At 64.3% G+C, this 18,579-nt stretch carries 16 protein-coding genes; all 16 read left to right on the top strand.

Going from position 1 to position 18,579, the window contains the following annotated elements; all coding sequences use genetic code 11:
- Positions 1–41: 41 nt before the first annotated feature.
- The 16 genes from tsf to tilS all read left to right on the top strand — a co-directional run bounded on the left by tsf (position 42) and on the right by tilS (position 18,514).
- The gene (gene tsf / locus C84B14_RS08430; RefSeq protein WP_353223310.1) at positions 42–923 is read left to right on the top strand and encodes a translation elongation factor Ts; all 882 of its coding nucleotides are present in this window, start codon (positions 42–44) and stop codon (positions 921–923) included.
- A 125-nt stretch (positions 924–1,048) separates the two neighbouring features.
- Positions 1,049–1,792 (top strand): UMP kinase, encoded by a 744-nt coding sequence (gene pyrH, locus C84B14_RS08435; protein WP_348765418.1) that lies wholly within the window; start codon positions 1,049–1,051, stop codon positions 1,790–1,792.
- The gene (gene frr / locus C84B14_RS08440; protein WP_348765419.1) at positions 1,789–2,346 is read left to right on the top strand and encodes a ribosome recycling factor; all 558 of its coding nucleotides are present in this window, start codon (positions 1,789–1,791) and stop codon (positions 2,344–2,346) included. The genes pyrH and frr overlap by 4 nt, the downstream gene beginning before the upstream one ends.
- A 37-nt stretch (positions 2,347–2,383) precedes the next feature.
- Positions 2,384–3,106: a polyprenyl diphosphate synthase gene (gene uppS / locus C84B14_RS08445; RefSeq protein WP_353223313.1), complete on the top strand. Its 723-nt coding sequence runs from the start codon at positions 2,384–2,386 to the stop codon at positions 3,104–3,106.
- A gap of 5 nt (positions 3,107–3,111) precedes the next feature.
- Positions 3,112–3,942, top strand: coding sequence for a phosphatidate cytidylyltransferase (locus C84B14_RS08450; RefSeq protein ID WP_353223315.1), 831 nt, complete (start codon positions 3,112–3,114; stop codon positions 3,940–3,942).
- A gap of 129 nt (positions 3,943–4,071) precedes the next feature.
- Complete coding sequence (gene rseP, locus C84B14_RS08455; protein ID WP_353223317.1) at positions 4,072–5,433, top strand: RIP metalloprotease RseP; 1,362 nt, start codon at positions 4,072–4,074, stop codon at positions 5,431–5,433.
- Between the two features lie 16 nt (positions 5,434–5,449).
- Positions 5,450–7,813 (top strand): outer membrane protein assembly factor BamA, encoded by a 2,364-nt coding sequence (bamA, locus tag C84B14_RS08460; protein ID WP_348765423.1) that lies wholly within the window; start codon positions 5,450–5,452, stop codon positions 7,811–7,813.
- Positions 7,814–7,835: 22 nt separating this feature from the next.
- A complete protein-coding gene (locus C84B14_RS08465; protein WP_348765424.1) occupies positions 7,836–8,375 on the top strand; it encodes an OmpH/Skp family outer membrane protein in 540 nt (179 codons plus the stop codon).
- A gap of 3 nt (positions 8,376–8,378) precedes the next feature.
- Positions 8,379–9,428, top strand: coding sequence for a UDP-3-O-(3-hydroxymyristoyl)glucosamine N-acyltransferase (gene lpxD, locus C84B14_RS08470; protein ID WP_353223319.1), 1,050 nt, complete (start codon positions 8,379–8,381; stop codon positions 9,426–9,428).
- Positions 9,425–9,874 (top strand): 3-hydroxyacyl-ACP dehydratase FabZ, encoded by a 450-nt coding sequence (gene fabZ / locus C84B14_RS08475; RefSeq protein WP_348765426.1) that lies wholly within the window; start codon positions 9,425–9,427, stop codon positions 9,872–9,874. The genes lpxD and fabZ overlap by 4 nt, the downstream gene beginning before the upstream one ends.
- On the top strand, positions 9,864–10,637 hold the full coding sequence (gene lpxA, locus C84B14_RS08480) for an acyl-ACP--UDP-N-acetylglucosamine O-acyltransferase (protein ID WP_348765427.1): 774 nt from the start codon (positions 9,864–9,866) through the stop codon (positions 10,635–10,637). The genes fabZ and lpxA overlap by 11 nt, the downstream gene beginning before the upstream one ends.
- A gap of 3 nt (positions 10,638–10,640) precedes the next feature.
- A complete protein-coding gene (gene lpxB, locus C84B14_RS08485) occupies positions 10,641–11,801 on the top strand; it encodes a lipid-A-disaccharide synthase (protein ID WP_353223320.1) in 1,161 nt (386 codons plus the stop codon).
- Positions 11,798–12,421 (top strand): ribonuclease HII, encoded by a 624-nt coding sequence (gene rnhB, locus C84B14_RS08490; RefSeq protein WP_353223322.1) that lies wholly within the window; start codon positions 11,798–11,800, stop codon positions 12,419–12,421. The genes lpxB and rnhB overlap by 4 nt, the downstream gene beginning before the upstream one ends.
- A gap of 298 nt (positions 12,422–12,719) precedes the next feature.
- On the top strand, positions 12,720–16,220 hold the full coding sequence (dnaE, locus tag C84B14_RS08495; RefSeq protein ID WP_353223324.1) for a DNA polymerase III subunit alpha: 3,501 nt from the start codon (positions 12,720–12,722) through the stop codon (positions 16,218–16,220).
- 30 nt (positions 16,221–16,250) lie between these two features.
- On the top strand, positions 16,251–17,222 hold the full coding sequence (locus C84B14_RS08500; protein ID WP_348765431.1) for an acetyl-CoA carboxylase carboxyltransferase subunit alpha: 972 nt from the start codon (positions 16,251–16,253) through the stop codon (positions 17,220–17,222).
- Entirely contained in the window at positions 17,219–18,514 is a 1,296-nt protein-coding gene (gene tilS / locus C84B14_RS08505; RefSeq protein ID WP_353223326.1) for a tRNA lysidine(34) synthetase TilS, read from the top strand. Before C84B14_RS08500 ends, tilS begins: the two co-directional genes overlap by 4 nt.
- Positions 18,515–18,579: the final 65 nt, after the last annotated feature.

An 18,579-nucleotide genomic window follows, 5' to 3' on the forward strand; every position in this document is an offset into this window, starting at 1 on the left:
CGCCGGCCCGGCCGCTATCCAAACTTTGCGGAGAACGAATCATGGCAATTAGTGCTGCTCTGGTTAAAGAGCTACGTGAACGCACCGGTGCCGGCATGATGGAGTGCAAGAAGGCGCTCACCGCCACCGATGGCGATATCGATGCCGCAGCCGACAACATGCGGCGTGAAGGCCTGGCCAAGGCCGACAAGAAGGCCGGCCGCGTCGCCGCCGAAGGCCGTATCGCAACGGCCGTGTCTGATGACAAGACGGTCGCGATCCTGCTGGAAGCCAACTGCGAAACCGATTTCGTCGGCAAGAACGACGATTTTGTGAATTTCGCCGAACTGGCCGCCCGCGCGGCGCTCGACAACGCCCCGGCCGACGCCGAAGCGCTGGCCGCGATTGAGGTCGACGGCGAAAGCCTCGACGCCAAGCGCCGTGCGCTTGTGGCCAAGCTGGGCGAAAACATCACCATCCGCCGCTTCCGTCGTATCGAAGCCGGTGAAGGCAAGCTCGACGTCTACATGCACGGCGCGCGTATCGGCAGCGCCGTCGCGGTGGTCGGCGGTGAAAGCGAACTGGCCCGCGATCTGGCCATGCATGTGGCGGCCACGGCGCCGGCTCACCTGTCGGCCGAAGATGTGCCGCAGGAACGTCGCGACGCAGAGAAAGAGCTGCTGATGGCCCAGGCCCGCGATAGCGGCAAGCCCGAAGACATCATCGAGAAGATGGTGGAAGGTCGCCTGCGCAAGTATCTGGGCGAAATCACGCTCATGGGTCAGCCGTTCGTGAAAGACCCCGATACCACGGTCGAAAAGCTGTGCAAGCAGCAGAATGCGACCGTCACCGACTACGCCCGTCTGGAAGTCGGCGAAGGCATCGAGAAGAAGCAGGAAGACTTCGCTGCCGAGGTCAAGGCGCAAGCCGAAAAAAGAGCCTGAGGGCAAATCGGCCGGCTGCCCAGGCAGCCGGCTTTTTTTTGACCTGCCCGTATCGCATGATCGGGCGGTAAGTTATCGTTGCCGGCCAGGAGCCGCTTCATGTTGTCGTACTGCAGCGCCACTCGATGAGCAAGAACAAGCCGACCACCAAACGCATTCTGCTGAAACTCAGCGGTGAGGCCCTCATGGGGCAAGCCGATTACGGTATTTCCGCCGAGGTGGTCGAACGACTTGCCGCCGAAATCAAGGCGCTGATCGAGTCGGGCGTTCAAGTCGCGCTTGTGGTGGGCGGTGGCAACATCTTTCGCGGCGTCGGGCTCGCTGGACGCGGCATGGATCGGGTTACCGGCGATCAGATGGGCATGCTGGCGACCGTCATCAACGCCCTGGGTCTGCAGGATGCAATCGAGCATGCCGGCATGACCGCACGGGTGATGTCGGCGATCCGGATCAATCAGGTCTGTGAGGACTATATCCGTCGTCGCGCGATTCGCCATCTGGAAAAAGGGCGCGTGGTTATCTTCGCGGCCGGCACCGGCAACCCGTTTTTCACCACCGATTCCGCGGCCAGCCTGCGCGCGGTGGAAATAAACGCCGATCTCATGCTCAAGGCGACCAAGGTCGACGGCATTTACAGTGCCGATCCGATGCGCGACAGCAGCGCGAAACGGTACACGCATCTCACCTACGACGAGGTGATCGATCAGCGCCTGAGCGTGATGGATACCACAGCGATCGTGCTCTGCCGCGACAACGGCATGCCGCTACGGGTGTTCGATATCAACCGGGCCGGCGATCTGGCACGCATCGTCGCGGGCGATGACGTGGGCACGCTGGTCGACAACGACACGACGAGAAGCAACGGATGATTGACGAGATATACAGTGACGCACAGCAGCGCATGGACAAGACGATCAACGTCATGCGCGAGAACTTCGGCAAGATCCGCACCGGGCGGGCGAGCACGACCCTGCTCGATCATGTGACGGTCGACTATTACGGTTCCGAGGTTCCGCTCAACCAGGCCGCGAATATTTCGCTGGAGGATGCGCGTACGATCACCATCCAGCCGTGGGAAAAGAGCATGGTTCAGCCGGTCGAAAAGGCGATCATGAAAGCCGATCTCGGCTTGAATCCGTCGACGGCAGGCCAGGTCATTCGCGTGGTGCTGCCGCCGCTGACCGAGGACCGCCGCAAGGATCTGGTCAAGGTCATTCGTGCCGAGGCCGAGGACGGCCGCGTGGCGATTCGCAATATCCGTCGCGATGCCAACTCCACGCTCAAGGAACTGGTCAACGAAAAGGAAATCAGCGCCGACGACCAGCATGGCGGCGAAGCGCGGATCCAGAAGCTGACCGACCAGCATATCGACCGGATCGACAGTCTGCTCGAGGACAAGGAAAAGGAGATCATGACGGTTTGAACAAACCGTCGATCGGACTCGAGCGCCAGGTGCGAATATGACTGTGCCCGACCACGTCGCAATCATCATGGACGGCAACGGCCGCTGGGCGAACCGGCGTGGGCTGCCGCGCGCGGCGGGTCATCGCTCGGGCGCGCAGGCCGTTCGCTCGATCGTAGAAAGCGCGCGAGAACAGTCGGTCAAGACGCTGACTTTGTTCGCGTTTTCCAGTGAGAACTGGCAGCGCCCCAAAACCGAGGTGCGCGTGCTCCTCGATTTGTTCCGGCGCACCATCCGGCGTGAGATCGACTCCATGCACGACTCGGGTGTGCGCCTGAGTTTCATCGGCGAGCGCGAGCATTTCTCGCAGGCGCTACAGCAGGAAATGGCTCAGGCCGAACAGCGTACCCGCGACAATAACGGCCTGAATCTGATTATCGCGATCGACTACGGCGGGCGTTGGGATCTGGTGCAGGCTGCGCGGCAACTGGCCCGCGATTGCTGCGAGGGTCGCCTCGGGCCCGACGACATCGATGAGCACAGCCTCGGCGTGCGCATGGCACTGGCCGAGCACGCGCCGCCGGATCTGTTCATTCGCACCGGCGGCGAGCGCCGGATCAGCAACTTCCTGCTCTGGGATCTTGCCTATAGCGAGCTTTATTTCTCCGACGAGCTGTGGCCGGATTTCGACGGTAACAGTCTGGCCTGCGCCATCGAATGGTTTGGTCAGCGTCAGCGCCGCTTCGGTCGACTGCCGCAGGCCGCGGCCACGGGCGTCTGAGACGCATGCTAGCCACCCGCATCGCAACAGCGCTGGTCCTCGTACCGCTGGCGGTACTGGGCATGCTGTATCTGCCCACGTTCGCCATTACCTTATTGTTCGCGGTGCTCATGTTGCTCGGTGCCTGGGAATGGGCGGGCCTGTTACGTATGGGCGATACCGGGCATGTGCTGCTCGTGCTCGCCACTGCGCTGCTGATTTTCTTGTTCGCACTGGTACGCAGCCAGCTCTGGGTGGTGGGCGCCGACAATCTTCTGATTGGTGCGGCCTGTCTCTGGTGGCTGATCGCGATTGGTTGGATCGTGCGTTATCCCAACGGCTGGGCACGGGTGATGGGGCGCACCGATATCGGCGTCGCGACCGGTCTGCTGACGCTGGTGGCGGCCGTGGCAGCGGTGACCTATCTGCACCAGAGCGATCAGGGCGCGCTGCTGCTGCTCGCGTTCTTCTTTCTTGTCTGGGCCGCGGATACGGGCGCTTATATCGCCGGGCGTACGCTCGGGCGGCACAAGCTGGCGCCCGCCGTCAGCCCGGGCAAAACACGCGAGGGCGCCGTCGGCGGCGTGATCGCGGCGATGGTTTTTGCAGGCCTGGGTGCCTGGGTGCTCGGCTTCGGCGAAGCCCGGCTGGTGGGGTTCGTTGTGCTCGGGGCCTGGGTCGCGGTGATCTCGATCGTGGGGGATCTGACCATCAGCATGTTCAAGCGTCATGCCGGCATCAAGGACAGCGGCACGCTCTTTCCCGGGCATGGCGGGGTGCTTGACCGGCTCGATAGCGTGCTGGCGGCCGCGCCCTGGTTCGTGGCGGGGCTGCACTGGCTTCCCAGCAGCATCTAGGCGCGTTCGCCGTATTGAGCGGCGACCCAGGTAAACTGGCAGCGCATCCGCGGATCGGCGCCTTGCGCGCGATCCGGTGATCCAATCCACGCCGGCGGTATGTGCCGCCGTTCGGGAGAAACGAATTACATGTCTGACTGGCTGATGTCGGTTCCGGCGTTCATCGTGGCCATCGGTCTGCTCGTGGCGGTGCACGAATATGGCCATTTCTGGGTCGCGCGTCGTATGGGCGTGAAGGTGCTGCGCTATTCGATCGGCTTCGGCAACCGCGTCTGGGGTTTTACCGGCCGACGCAGCGGCATCGAATACTGGTTGTCGGCGATCCCGCTGGGCGGCTACGTCAAGATGCTCGACGAGCGCGAGGGCCCCGTTGCCGAGGCCGACAAGCCCTATGCCTTCAACCGCCAGCATCCGGCACGCCGGATCGCGATCGTGGCCGCGGGTCCGGGGGTCAATTTCCTGTTTGCGATCGCGGCCTACTGGCTGGTGTTCATGATCGGTGTGGCTGGCATCAAACCGATGATCGGCGCCGCGCCTGCGGACAGCCTTGCTGCCCAGGCCGGTCTGCGCGCGGGCGACGAAATCGTGGCCATCGACGATCGCCGCATCGAAAACTGGGAAGATCTGCGGCTCGGCCTGATCGAGCGCGGCCTCGATGGCGATGCGGTGGACTTGCAGGTACGTACCGACGAAGGCTCGGTACGCCGCGTCGGGCTGGATTTGAGCAACGTTCCTGCCGATCCGGAGCAGCTGTTCGACCGGCTCGGGCTGATGCCGTACCAGCCGCCCGCAACGCCGCTGATCGCCGACGTGGTGGCCGATAGCGCGGCCAGTCGTGCCGGCCTGCAAAAAGGCGATCAGATCCAGGCCGTGGACGGCGACGCCATGGACACGCCGCAGGCGCTGGTCGAGCGAATCCAGTCAAGCCCGGGCGAGCGCGTGCAGTTAACGGTGACACGCGATGGACAGACGCTCGATATCCCGGTGACGCTCGCTTCGGTACAAGGCGATGACGGCGCGGAAGAGGGGCGCCTGGGCGCGCAGATCGGCGTGGATGCGGCAGCCTGGCAGAGCATGCGCACTACGCGCCAGCTCGGTCCTCTGGCCGCGGTTCCGGCGGCGGTCGCGAAGACATGGGAAGTCTCGGCGCTGACCGTACGCCTTATGGCGCGGATGGTGACGGGCGAGGTTTCGCTGCGTAACGTCAGCGGTCCAATCCAGATTGCCAACTATGCGGGACAGACCGCGAGTATCGGTCTGGAAGCGTTTGTTGGCTTTCTTGCCCTGGTTAGCGTCAGTCTAGCGGTGCTCAACCTGTTGCCGATTCCGGTGTTAGACGGGGGGCATCTTCTGTATTATTCGATCGAATGGATCAGGGGCCGACCTCTTTCGGAGGCGGTACAGGTCGCAGGTCAGCAGGTCGGCATGGTCGCTCTCCTGATGCTGATGACCCTGGCTTTCTACAACGATATCCTGCGCTTGCTCGGGTAAGTAAGGTTCTTGAAATATGCCTGTATGTGTGTCGCGCGCGCTTGCCGTGCTCCTGTGTCTTTTTGCTGCAAGCGCCTGGGCGCAGACTCAATCGTCGGATTCGGGTTACGACTTCCGCGTGGACGACGTGCGCGTGGTCGGCGTACAACGCCTCGAGCCCGGCACCGTTCTGACCTATCTGCCCCTGTCGGTGGGCGATCGTCTGAGCGAGGCCCGTGCCCAGCAGTCGATTCGTGCGCTATACGACACCGGACTGTTCGAGAACGTCGCGCTTCAGCGTGAAGGCAACACCCTCGTTGTTGACGTCACCGAGCGCCCCGAGATCGCGAGCTTTTCAATCGAGGGCAACAAGAACATCGGCGGCGAGCAGCTCAAGGATGCGCTTGCACAGCAGGGGCTGGCGAAGGGCGAGCTTTACAAGCGCTCGCTCGTCGACCAGCTCGAACAGGAGCTGCGCCGCCAGTACTACGCCAACGGCTATTACAGCGTTGCGATCGATACCGAGGTCAAGGAGCTCGACAACAATCGCGTGGCCGTCGATATCGACGTGACCGAAGGCGAGGTCGCCTCGATCAAGGACATCAACATCATCGGCAACGAACACTTCAGCGACGATGAGCTGCGCGACGTGTTCGAGCTAAAGGCCAGTTCGCCGGCCTATACCCATCCGTTGACGTTCTGGCGCAGCCGGGACCGCTATTCGCGCGAGAAGCTGCTCGGTGACCTGGAGTCGCTGAACTCCTTCTATCAGAACCGCGGCTACGTGCGTTTCAACGTGTCGTCGATCCAGGTGTCGCTGTCGCCGGATAACCGCAACATCTTCCTCACCATCAACGTGGACGAGGGCGATCAATACACCATCAACGACTACGAATTCGCCGGTGACATGATCGTGCCGCAGACCAGCCTTCAGCGGTTGGTCACGGTCGAGCCGGGCCAGACGTTCTCGCGCGGCGATGTCGACGCCTCGGCCAACAGCATCAGCTCCGGCCTGGCGGATTTCGGCTATGCCTTCGCCGACGTCGACCCGCTCACCCGGATCAACGACGAAGACAAGACGGTCGACCTGACCTTCTTCATCGACCCGGGCAAGCGTGCCTACGTCCGTCAGATCACCTTCAACGGCAACGACAAGACCAACGACGAAACCCTGCGTCGGGAAATGCGCCAGTTCGAAGGGGCGCCGTTCTCGCGCCGTGGCGTGGAGCGTTCGCGCACCCGCCTGGCGCGGCTGCCTTACGTGCAGGACGTGCAGGTCAACACCGAAAAGGTCGCCGGCAGCGAAGATCTGGTCGATGTCGATTACGACGTGACCGAACGCGCCGCAGGCACGCTGCAATTCGGTGTGGGCTTCTCGGATGCCCAGGGCTTTCTCATCAACGGCAGCGTCTCGCACAGCAACTTTCGTGGCACCGGCAACCGTCTGAGCCTGCGTGCGGAAACCAACGACTATGCCAAGAGCGTGGGCGCGAGCTGGACCGACCCGTATTTCACCGACGAGGGCGTATCGCGCACCATCTCGGCGTTCTACCGCAATACCGACCAGCTGATCCGTATCGGCTCCGGCTTCGACCTGAACTCGGTCGGCGGCGCGGTGACCTTTGGTTTGCCGATCACCGAATACTCGCAGCTGCGCGCCGGTCTCGGCGTCGAGCGCAACGAAATCAACTCGGCCGTCAACCGCAACGGCGAACAGCGTCTTTCCGACGAGTTGGCCGAGTTCATCGACGAAAACGGCAAGGAAGCCACCACCTACGAACTGCAGACCGGCTGGTCGCGGGATACGCGTAATCGCACTTTCTTCGCCACCCGCGGCAGCAACACCGAGTTCCAGTTCAACATCAAGGGCCCGGGCTCGGACCTCGAGTATTACGACACAAGCCTCGAGCACGAGCGTTACTTCCGCGTCGGCGCCTGGGTTCCCGGGCTGTCGGACAAGATGGTGCTTTCCGTGGATGGTCGTGTTGCCCAGACCGATGTTTGGGGCGACGGCGAGGATGTGCCGCCCTACGATAACTTCTTCGCGGGCGGTGCCCGGTCGGTGCGCGGCTACTCGAACGGTGGTCTCGGCCCTCGGGATTCGCTAGACAATCCGTTCGGCGGTCAGTTTCTGACCACGCTGCAAAGCGAACTCGTGATTCCGACGTTCCTCGAGTCCGACAACAAGTCCACGCGCCTGACGGCCTTCTACGACATCGGTAACGTCTACGAGGACGCGAGCGCATTCGAAGCCTCGGACCTGCGCAAGTCCGCAGGCGTGGCTTTCTACTGGTTCACGCCGTTCTTCGGCCTGCTGCGCGTGAGCTATGCGGCCTACGTGGACGATCCGGACAACGACGACGTCGATCGCTTCCAGTTCTCCTTCGGCGTCGGGCTCTAGCCGGGCAGGGTTCGACAGCGACATGTATTCGATACGACGCATTCCGCTCGCGCTTGCCCTGACGTTCATGCTCGCGTTTACGGGGGCGCTGCAGGCGGCGCCGGCGGCCAGCGACGGCGCGAACAAGGTTCTGCGTATCGGCGTGGTGGACGTGTCGCGGGTGGTTAACGAGTCGCCCCAGGCGGCACGGGCCAAGTCGAGCATGGCCACACAGTTCGCCAAGCGAAAGAATGCCCTCGAGGCGAAAGCGAACGCGCTACGCCAGGATATGGATCGCCTTGCCCAGGACGGCAGCGTGATGAGCGATGAGGATCGCGACAGGCTGCAGAGCGATATCCGCGATCGGCAGCGGGAACTGCAGCTCGAACGCAGCAAGTACAACGACGATGTCTCCGACGCGGAGCAGAAGGAATTCGAGCAGATGCGCGGCGATATACTGGATATCATCAACCAGTATGCCGAGGACAACGGCTACGACCTGATTCTGGGCGAAGGCGTGATCTACAGCAGTGATGCAGTCGATGTGACCGACGAGATCCTGGCCGAACTCGGGGACGGTTAAGCCATGGCGACGAACACGTCGCCCGCGCTCACGCTCGCGGTGCTGGCCGAGCGATTCGATCTGGTCGTGCCGCCGGAGGCGGCACAGACGGCTATTCATGGCGTATGCGCCCTCCAGCCGGGCAAGCCCGACTGTATAGGCTTTGCCGAAAACCCGTCCCAGATCGAAACGGTGCGCCGCAGCGCGGCCGCGGCCGTTATCTGCCCGCCGGCGGTGGCCGAAGCCGTCGATATACCGGCCCTGGTTGCCAAACAGCCGCGGCTGGCGTTCGCGCGTGTCGCCGCGCTGTTCGAGCGTGGGCCGGCCTCGGCCGGCATTCATGCCCGTGCCGTGGTCGCCGAAAGTGCCCGCGTCGACGAGCAGGCCAGCATCGCCGCCAATGTGGTTATTGGCGCGAACAGCGTCATCGAGGCCGGCGCGGTCATCGGCGCGAATACGGTGATCGGCGCGGACGTGTATATCGGCGCGGATACCCGTATCGCCAGCAATTGCAGCATCGGCGACCGGGTTCACATCGGCGCGCGTACCACGATCGAAGCCAATGCCGTGATCGGCGGGCGCGGGTTCGGGCTCGTTCATAACGGCGCCGGCTGGGAGCCGATCCCCCAGATGGGTGGCGTGCGCGTGGGCGACGACGTGGAAATCGGCGCCGGCAGCACCATCGACCGCGGCGCGTTGGACGACACCGTGATCGAACGCGGCGTGAAGATCGACAACCAGGTGCATATCGCGCACAACTGCCGCATCGGCGCGCATACGGTCGTGGCTGGTTGTACCGGTATCGCGGGTTCCTGCACGATCGGCTCGAACTGCATGATCGGCGGTGGCGTAGGCATCGGTGATCACGTCACCATCGCGGATGGCGTCATCGTGACCGCCGCCAGCCAGGTCCCCAAGAACATCGACCGAAGCGGCGTATACTCGTCGACTTTTCGCGCCATGCCGGCTACTGGCTGGCGCAAGCGCCTTGCCCTGTTTAGACAGCTCGACAAGATCGAGCGGCGCCTGCGCCGGGTGGAGCGCGCGGCCCCTTCCTCGGAGAATAACGAATGAGCGACCAAGACGATATCAAGGCAATCATGCGGCAATTACCGCATCGGTTTCCGTTTTTGCTGGTAGACCGGGTGCTTGCCTGCGAGCCGGGCAAGTCGATCACCGCAATCAAGAACGTCACCATCAACGAGCCGTTCTTTCCGGGCCATTTCCCGAGCGAGCCGGTCATGCCGGGCGTGCTCATTCTTGAAGCGCTGGCCCAGGCCGGGCTGATTCTGGGTATGCGTACGGTGGAGTCGGAAGAGGGCACCATCGTCTATTTCGCGGGCATCGACAAGGCACGCTTCAAGCGCCGCGTTGTGCCGGGTGATCAGCTGTTGCTCAAGCTCGTGGTGGGTTCGGCCAAGAAGCGGATCTGGCGTTTCGATGCCGAAGCCTGGGTTGGCGACGAGCTCGCCTGCCGTGCTCAGATGATGGCGGTACCGGGGAAGCCCGATGCCAATTGATCCCAGCGCACAAGTTCATCCCGAAGCCGAGATCGCCGACGATGTCGATATCGGCCCGTTCAGCGTCATCGGCCCGCACGTCAAGATCGGTGCCGGCACGCGCGTCGGTCCGCATGTGGTCATTTCCGGCCATACCACCATCGGCCGCGAAAACCAGATCTTCCAGTTCGTATCGCTGGGCGCCGAACCGCAGCATCGTATATATGCCGGCGAGCCCACGCGGCTGACCATCGGCGATCGCAACACCTTTCGCGAATACTGCAGCGTGCATCGCGGCACCGTGATCGACCAGAGCGAGACCATCATCGGCGACGACAACCTGCTGATGGCCTATACCCATATCGCCCACGACTGCGTGCTTGGCAACGGCATCACCATGGCGAACGGGGCCAGCCTCGCAGGGCATGTGCGTATCGGCGACTTCTGTATTCTGGCCGGGTTCGCGCTGGTGTATCAGTTCCGGCGCGTGGGCACGATGGCGTTTTTGGCCTATTGCAGCGGCGTACAACAGGATGTACCGGCCTTCGTTCGCAGCGCCGGCGCGCCGGCCGTACCGCACGGGGTCAACTCCGTGGGCATGCGTCGTCGTGGCTATAGCGAAGAAGAGGTCACTGCCGCCAAGCGCGCCTATCGCACCATCTACCGCTCCAAGCTGCGTCTGGAGCAGGCGCGCGAAGCGCTGCGTGAACCGGCCGAGTCGAGCGAGGCTGTACGCCTGATGCTGGAATCGATCGAGTTGGCCGAGCGCGGCATCATTCGCTAGCACGTGGTCGATGCGCAGCCCCGTTTTTTCATCGTGGCCGGCGAACAGTCCGGCGACGTGCTTGGCGCGGGGCTGATCCGCGCGCTGCGACAACGCTACCCCGGCGCCCGCTTCGAAGGCGTGACCGGGCCGCTCATGCGCGAGGCCGGCTGTGAGACGCTGGCCGATATCGAAGCGCTATCGCTGTTCGGCATCAGCGAAGTGATCGGGCAGATTCCGCGGCTGCTGCGTCTGCGACGGCGCCTGTTCGAGCGCGTCGTCGCTACCCGGCCGGATGCGTTCATCGGTATCGACGCGCCGGCGTTCAATACCGGCCTGGAAATGCGGGTACGCCAGCGCGGTATCGCCACCGTGCACTATGTCTGTCCGACCGCCTGGGCCTGGCGACAGGGGCGCACCAAGAGCATTCGCAAGGCCGTCGACCTTTTGCTGGCGATATTTCCGTTCGAAGAAGCGTTCTTTCGCCGTTTCGATATCCCGGTGACGTTCGTCGGCCATCCCCTGGCCAACGAATTGCCCCTGCACCCCGACAGCACCAGCGCCCGGCGTGCCTTGGAGCTGGAGACCGATGCGCCGCTTCTGGGTCTGCTGCCCGGCAGCCGTCGCTCCGAGGTCAGCCGGCTCGGGCCGGTGTTCATCGAAACCGCGCGCTGGCTGCAGGCGCGCCACCCGCAACTTCGGTTTGTGGCACCGATGGCGACACCCGCGGTGCGCGAACTCTTCGAAGCCCAGATCGCCGAGGCGGGTGCGGATCTGGATATCCGGCTCATCGACGGCCGGTCGCGGGAAGTCATGCGCGCGGCCGACGTGCTGCTGCTGGCCTCGGGCACGGCCACGCTGGAGGCGCTGCTGGCAAAAACGCCGATGGTGGTGGCCTACAAGCTGTCGGCGATGAACTATGCGATCGCCCGTGTGTTCAACCTGATCAAGACCGAGCATGTGAGCATGCCCAATCTGCTGGCCCAGCGAACGCTGGTGCCGGAATGCCTCCAGCAGCAGGCCCGGGTGTCGGTACTGGGCCCCGAGGTCGAACGACTGCTGGAATCCGGCCCGGCACGCGCGGCCCAGACCGAGGCCTTTGACGCGATCCACCAGCAGCTGGCCTGCGACGCCGATGAGCGCGCTGCGAACGCGGTCGCGGCCCTGATCGAGGCGCGCCGATGAGGCGTCGAACGCGTCGCTTTGCCTGTCCGTTGGTCGCCGGCGTGGACGAAGTGGGGCGGGGCCCGCTCGCCGGACCGGTCGTGGCGGCCGCGGTCATTCTGCCGGCGCGGCCGCTGCTCCGTGGCCTGACCGATTCGAAGGCGATCGGGGCGGCCGAGCGCGAACGCCTGGATGAACGGATTCGCCAGCGCGCCCTCGCTTATGCCATCGCCGAAGCCTCCGCGGCCGAGATCGATAGCCTCAATATTCTGCAGGCGAGCCTGCTGGCCATGCAGCGTGCGGTGGCGGCGCTTTCGCTGACACCGTTTGTGGCCTGGGTGGACGGCAACCAGCCGCCGCCGTTGAACATGCCGCTGCGTACGGTGGTCGGCGGTGACGGCAGCGTACCGGCGATCAGCGCTGCTTCCATCATCGCCAAGGTAGCCCGCGATCGGCAGATGAGCGAGTTCGATGCCCGCTATCCCGGCTACGGCTTCGGCCAGCACAAGGGCTATGGCACGCGTGCCCATCGCGATGCCATCGACGCCTACGGGGTGACGCCGATACATCGGCGCAGCTTCGCGCCCGTTGCCCGAGCCCTGCAGCCGCATCAGATCGACTTCATCGATCAGCCCGGCTAGGGCCGAGCGCCCTGACGACCACCGACCGTAGTATGGCGGTTCGCGCTCGCGCGCAGGGCCGTAGAAACACGGCCGCTCCAGCGCAGCGTCGCGTTGACGCGACGACGCCGAACGCCCGCGTGGCATGCCTTGCCGACCCAGACGAATGGTTAGTGCCCGAGCGTTGCGACAATCGCGCCGCATAGCTCGTTAGAATGATGAGCGACGCCGGCCGCGCCCCCTGCTGGGCGTGCCTGCCCGGCGCCACGTTTGCCCATGCCGGCGCCTGCTTCGAGGCGCTCGACCGATAGAAAAGCCTATGCCCGCTGAATTCGTCCATCTGCGTGTCCATACCGAATACTCCCTGTCCGACGGCATCGTGCGGATCAAGCCGCTGCTGGCGCAGACGCGGGAGGCGAACATGCCGGCGGTGGCGATCACCGACAACGTCAACCTGTTCGGCATGGTCAAGTTCTACAAGGCCGCACTTGGCGCTGGCATTAAGCCGATCGTGGGCGTCGACCTGCATATCGACGAAGGCCCGCAGGAAACGCCGTCGCGGCTGACGCTGCTGGCCCAGAACCGGGTCGGCTATCGCAACCTCTGCGATCTGCTCACCCAGGCCTATCTGCACGGCCAGCATCGTGGGCAGGTGTTGTGCCAGCGCGAATGGGTGGCCGAAAAGGCCGAGGGGCTGATCGCTCTCTCCGGCGGCATGGTCGGCGATACCGGCATGGCGCTGATGGCGGGCAAGCCGGAAATAGCCGATTCGCGCGCGCTGGCCTGGCAGCAGATATTCGGCGATCGCTACTATCTGGAAGTCACCCGCTGCGAGCGCAGCGGCGAGGCGGCCTGGCTTTCGGAGACCGTGGGGCTGGCCCTGCGCGACGACATTCCGATCGTTGCCACCAACGACGTGCGCTTTCCCCAAGCCGACGACTTCGATGCCCACGAAGCCCGCGTGGCCATCCACGGCGGCTACACGCTCGCCGATCCGCGCCGGCCGAAGAACTATACCCCCGAGCAGTATCTGAAAACCCCGGAACAGATGGCCGAGTTGTTCGCGGACCTGCCGGAAGCGTTGGAGAACAGCGTCGAGATCGCACGCCGCTGCAATCTCGAACTCACCCTGGGCGAGAACGTACTGCCCGAGTTCCCGGTGCCGGAAGGGCACGACGCTGCCACGTTCCTGCGCGCAGAGTCCGAATCCGGCCTGGCCGAACGCCTCGAGCTGCTGTACCCGGACGAAGACGAGCGCGAACGCCGCAAGCCGGAATACGATGCCCGCCTCGATCACGAACTCGACGTGATCAAGACCATGGGCTTTCCCGGCTACTTTCTCATCGTCGCCGACTTTATCCGCTGGGCGCGCGAGAACGGCGTGCCGGTGGGCCCGGGCCGTGGTTCGGGGGCCGGCTCGCTGGTCGCCTATGTGCTGGGTATTACCGACCTGGATCCATTGGCTTACGACCTGTTGTTCGAGCGGTTTCTCAACCCCGAACGTGTATCCATGCCCGACTTCGACGTCGACTTCTGCATGGACGGTCGCGACCGGGTCATCGAATACGTCGCCCAGCGCTACGGACAGGAAAAGGTCAGCCAGATCATCACCTACGGCACCATGGCCGCGAAGGCGGTGGTGCGCGACGTCGGCCGTGTGCTCGGCCATCCCTACGGCATGGTCGACCGCATCGCCAAGCAGGTGCCGTTCGCGCCCGACATGACGCTCACGCGTGCGCTGGAGGAGTCGGAAGAGCTGCGCCAGTCGCGCGAGGATGAAGAGGTCGGCTATCTGCTCGATCTGGCGCTGGCGCTGGAGGGGCTGTCGCGCAACCCCGGCAAGCATGCCGGCGGCGTGGTGATCGCGCCGTCCAACCTCATCGATTTCACGCCGCTCTACTGCGAAGCCGGGGGCGGCAACCGTGTGACCCAGTTCGACAAGGACGATGTCGAAGCCGTCGGCCTGGTGAAGTTCGACTTTCTGGGCCTGCGTACGCTCACCATCATCGATCGGGCGGTGCAGGTGGCCAACGCACGGCTGGCGAAATCGGGCAAGGATCCGATCGATATCCGCTCTATCCCGCTCGACGACAAGAAGCCCTACGAACTGCTCAAGGCCGGCGATACCACGGCCGTGTTCCAGCTCGAATCCTCCGGTATGCGCCGGCTGGTCAAACAGCTCAAGCCCGACGAGCTGGAAGATATCGTCGCTCTCGTCGCCCTCTATCGTCCGGGCCCGCTCGAATCCGGCATGGTTGAGGACTTCATCGATCGCAAGCACGGCAAGGCCCGGGTCGTGTATCCGCACGACAGTCTCGCCGAGGTGCTCGAGCCCACCTACGGCGTGATCCTGTATCAGGAACAGGTGATGCAGATCGCCCAGGTGCTGGCCGGCTACAGTCTGGGCAACGCCGACCTGCTGCGGCGTGCCATGGGCAAGAAAAAGCCCGAGGAGATGGCCAAGCAGCGCGAGGGCTTCGTCCAGGGCGCGGTGGCGAACGGTATCGAAGAGAACACCGCAGCGTATATCTTCGATCTGGTGGAGAAGTTCGCCGGCTACGGCTTCAACAAGTCGCATTCGGCCGCCTATGCGCTGGTGTCGTACCAGACCGCCTGGCTCAAGGCCTATTACCCGGCCGATTTCATGTCGGCGGTGTTGTCGGCGGATATGGATCACACCGACAAGGTCGTGATCATGATCGACGAGTGCCATCGATTGAATATCGATGTGCTGCCACCGGACGTGAATTCTTCCGAATACAATTTTTCCGTGGTCGACGACAGCGCGATCCGCTACGGCCTGGGGGCGATCAAGGGCCTGGGCCGCGGCGCGATCGAAACCGTGATCGAGGAGCGCCGTGAGAACGGAACATACGCCAACCTCTACGACTTCTGTCGGCGTATCGATACCTCCAAGGCAAACCGTCGCGCTCTCGAAGCGCTGATCAACGCGGGCGCGCTGGACCAGCTGGGCCCGAACCGGGCCAGCCTCATGCAGGGGCTTACGCGGGCGCTGGCGGCCGCCGAGCAGGACCGCAGCGCGGCCAGCGCCGGCCAGAACGACATGTTCGGGCTGGCCGAAGATGCCACCGACAACGTCGGCCCGCCGTTGGAAGAACGCCCGGAATGGCCGGAGGACGAACGCCTGCGCGCCGAGCGCGACACGCTGGGTCTGTATCTGACCGGTCACCCGATCAAGGCCTGGGAAGACGAGCTCGCGCTTATGACCCAGGGCAAGATCGCCGAGCAGGTCGCGGCGATGCCGCGCCCGGAAGAGGGCGGTCGCGGGCGGCGCGGCGGCAACAAGCGCAGCGCGGTGGTGGCCGGCCTGGTGGTGGAAGTACGCCGGATGAAAAAGGGCCGCCGCATCATCGTGGTGCTGGACGACGGCAGCGCACGTATCGAATGTCCGCTGTTCGAGGAAAAGGCCGCCGAATACGGTCATCTGCTCGCGGCGGACAAGCTGGTGGTGGTCGAGGGCAAGCTGCAGTACGACGATTTCAGCGACGGCTTCCGGCTGAATGCAGAAACGGTCATGGACTTCGATACCGCCCAGGCGCGCTTCGCCCATCGCGTGCTGCTGCGGGCCACGCCCAAGGTGGATGTCGATGCGCTGGTCGGCTGCGTGGACCGCCACCGAGCCGAGGAAGCCGGCTGCGACGTGGTCGTGCGCTACAGCAACGATCAGGCCCGCGCGGTGCTTACTCTGGGGGAAACGCGGGTGCGTCTATGCGACGAACTGCTAAGCGATCTGCGCCAGCTTGTGGGTGCGGATCACGTGCAAGTACGTTATCGTCGCGAACAGTCAATTACCCAATAAGCCGCGCAGCGGGCGAAGCAGCAATACACGATGGCGCAGAAAAACCTCGACTACCTCGATTTCGAACAGCCGATTGCCGAGTTACAGGAAAAGATCGAGGAGCTGCGCTTCGTCGCCGACGGCAGCGAGGTCAATCTCAGCGAAGAGATCACCAAGCTCGAAGGCAAGCGCCGTAGCCTGACCGAGCAGATTTTTTCCAAGCTGTCGACCTGGCAGGTCGCGCAGATGGCGCGTCATCCCCTGCGTCCGTACATGCAGGACTATATCGACGGCATGTTCACCGACTTCGTCGAGCTGCACGGTGATCGCGCCTATGCCGACGACCCGGCCATCATCGGCGGTACGGCCCGCCTGGGCGGGCAGTCGGTGATGGTGATCGGCCACCAGAAAGGCCGGGACACCAAGGAAAAGATCTATCGCAACTTCGGCATGCCGCGCCCGGAGGGCTATCGCAAGGCGCTGCGCCTGATGAAGCTCGCCGAGCGCTTCAACATGCCGGTGCTCACCTTCATCGATACACCGGGCGCCTATCCGGGCATTGGCGCGGAAGAGCGCAATCAGTCCGAGGCCATCGCCCGCAATCTTTTCGAAATGGCCCGTCTACGCGTGCCGATCCTGTGTACCGTGGTCGGCGAGGGCGGCTCCGGCGGCGCGCTGGCGGTGGGCGTGGGCGATCACCTGATGATGCTCCAGTACAGCATCTACTCGGTCATCTCGCCTGAAGGCTGTGCCTCGATTCTGTGGAAGTCGGCCGAACGGGCCGAGGAAGCGGCGGAGGCGATGAAGGTCGGTTCCGAGGATCTGCACCGGCTCAAGCTGGTCGACGAAGTGGTCGAAGAGCCGCTCGGCGGTGCCCATCGCGACCCCAAGCAGCTGATGAAGCAGATGCGTGAACGCCTGCTGGCGAACATGACGCGGCTCAAGCGCATGGGCGTCGACGAGCTGCTGGAAGCCCGCTACAACCGCTGGATGGCCTTCGGCGACTTCAAGCTCGTGGGGTGAAGCAGCGCTTCGCCTGCCTGCAGGCCGCGCTCGAGCGCCCGCCGGCGGGCACGCGCGGGCTCGTGCTGGCATTCAGTGGCGGCCTGGATTCCACCGCGCTGTTGCATGCCCTGGTCGAATCCGCGCCGGCGTGGCCCGTGCGTGCCATTCATGTCTGCCATCACCTGCAGCCCGAAGCACAACGCTGGGCCGCGGACTGTGCGCGCCGGGCGGCCGCCTGGAACGTGGCATACACCCGTGTCGATATTCACGTGGCCACGGCCGGCCGCGGCCTCGAGGCGGCCGCACGCGAGGCCCGCTACGAGGCGTTATGCGCGGCGCTTGAGAGCGGCGAAACGCTGATCACCGCGCACCACGCCCGTGATCAGGCCGAAACCTTCCTGCTGCAGGCGCTGCGGGGTGCCGGCCCGCAAGGCCTGGCCGGCATGCCGCATCGCGCGCGCCTGGGCGAGCATCGGCACTGGCGGCCCTGGCTCGATATCGACCATGACACCATCGCGGCCTATGCCGAAGCACAGGGTCTGCAGTGGATCGACGACCCCAGCAATCACGACCCCGCGATCGCACGCAGCTTCCTGCGCGAATCGATCATGCCGCAGCTCAGACGCCGCTGGGCACAGGCCGACCGGCTGCTGGCCCGTAGTGCGGCGCATGCCCAAGAGGCCGCCGCCGCGATCGACACCCTGGCCGCGATCGACCTGGAACAGTCGCTGTCACAAGACGACACGCTTAAGACGCAGGTGCTCGACGGGCTGGGGCCAGCGCGTGCCAAGCAGGTCGTTCGCCGCTGGCTGGTACAGGGTGGACACGATCGACCCGACCACCGCCACGTCGCGCAGATCATAGAACTGGGGGCATCGCGCCTGGTCGCCAGTCCGGTGGTGGCGTTCGCGGATACCGAAGTACGGCTTTTCGACGGCCGGCTGTATGCGATGGCGCGCTTGCCGGCCGTGCACGCCGACTACGAGCAAGGCTGGGATGGGCGCACGCCACTGTCGCTGCCAGCGGGCTGCGGGACGCTTGCCCTGGCGCCGGCGCCGCGCGTGGGTCTGGCTCTGACCGTCGCCCTGCGGCGCGGCGGTGAGCGCGTGCCCGCGCGGTCGGGCGGGCATCGGCGCGTCAAGGACGTACTGCGCGAGGCGCGCCTGCCGCCCTGGCTGCGCGAGCGTATTCCGCTGGTATACCGGGACGATACATTGATTGCGATCGGCGATCTCTGGCGCCATCCGCATATTCATCAACTCACGGCTAGCGAAATCGGCGCGTTCATCTGGCACAAATCGCGGCCGTAACGCGTACGCGCGTTGTCGGTCGCCGACCTTTCGGCTAGCATGCGCGCTGTTATTCCCCGGCATGA

The sequence above is a fragment of the Salinisphaera sp. C84B14 genome, from assembly GCF_040361435.1.
In the GTDB taxonomy this organism is placed as follows: Bacteria; Pseudomonadota; Gammaproteobacteria; order Nevskiales; family Salinisphaeraceae; genus Salinisphaera.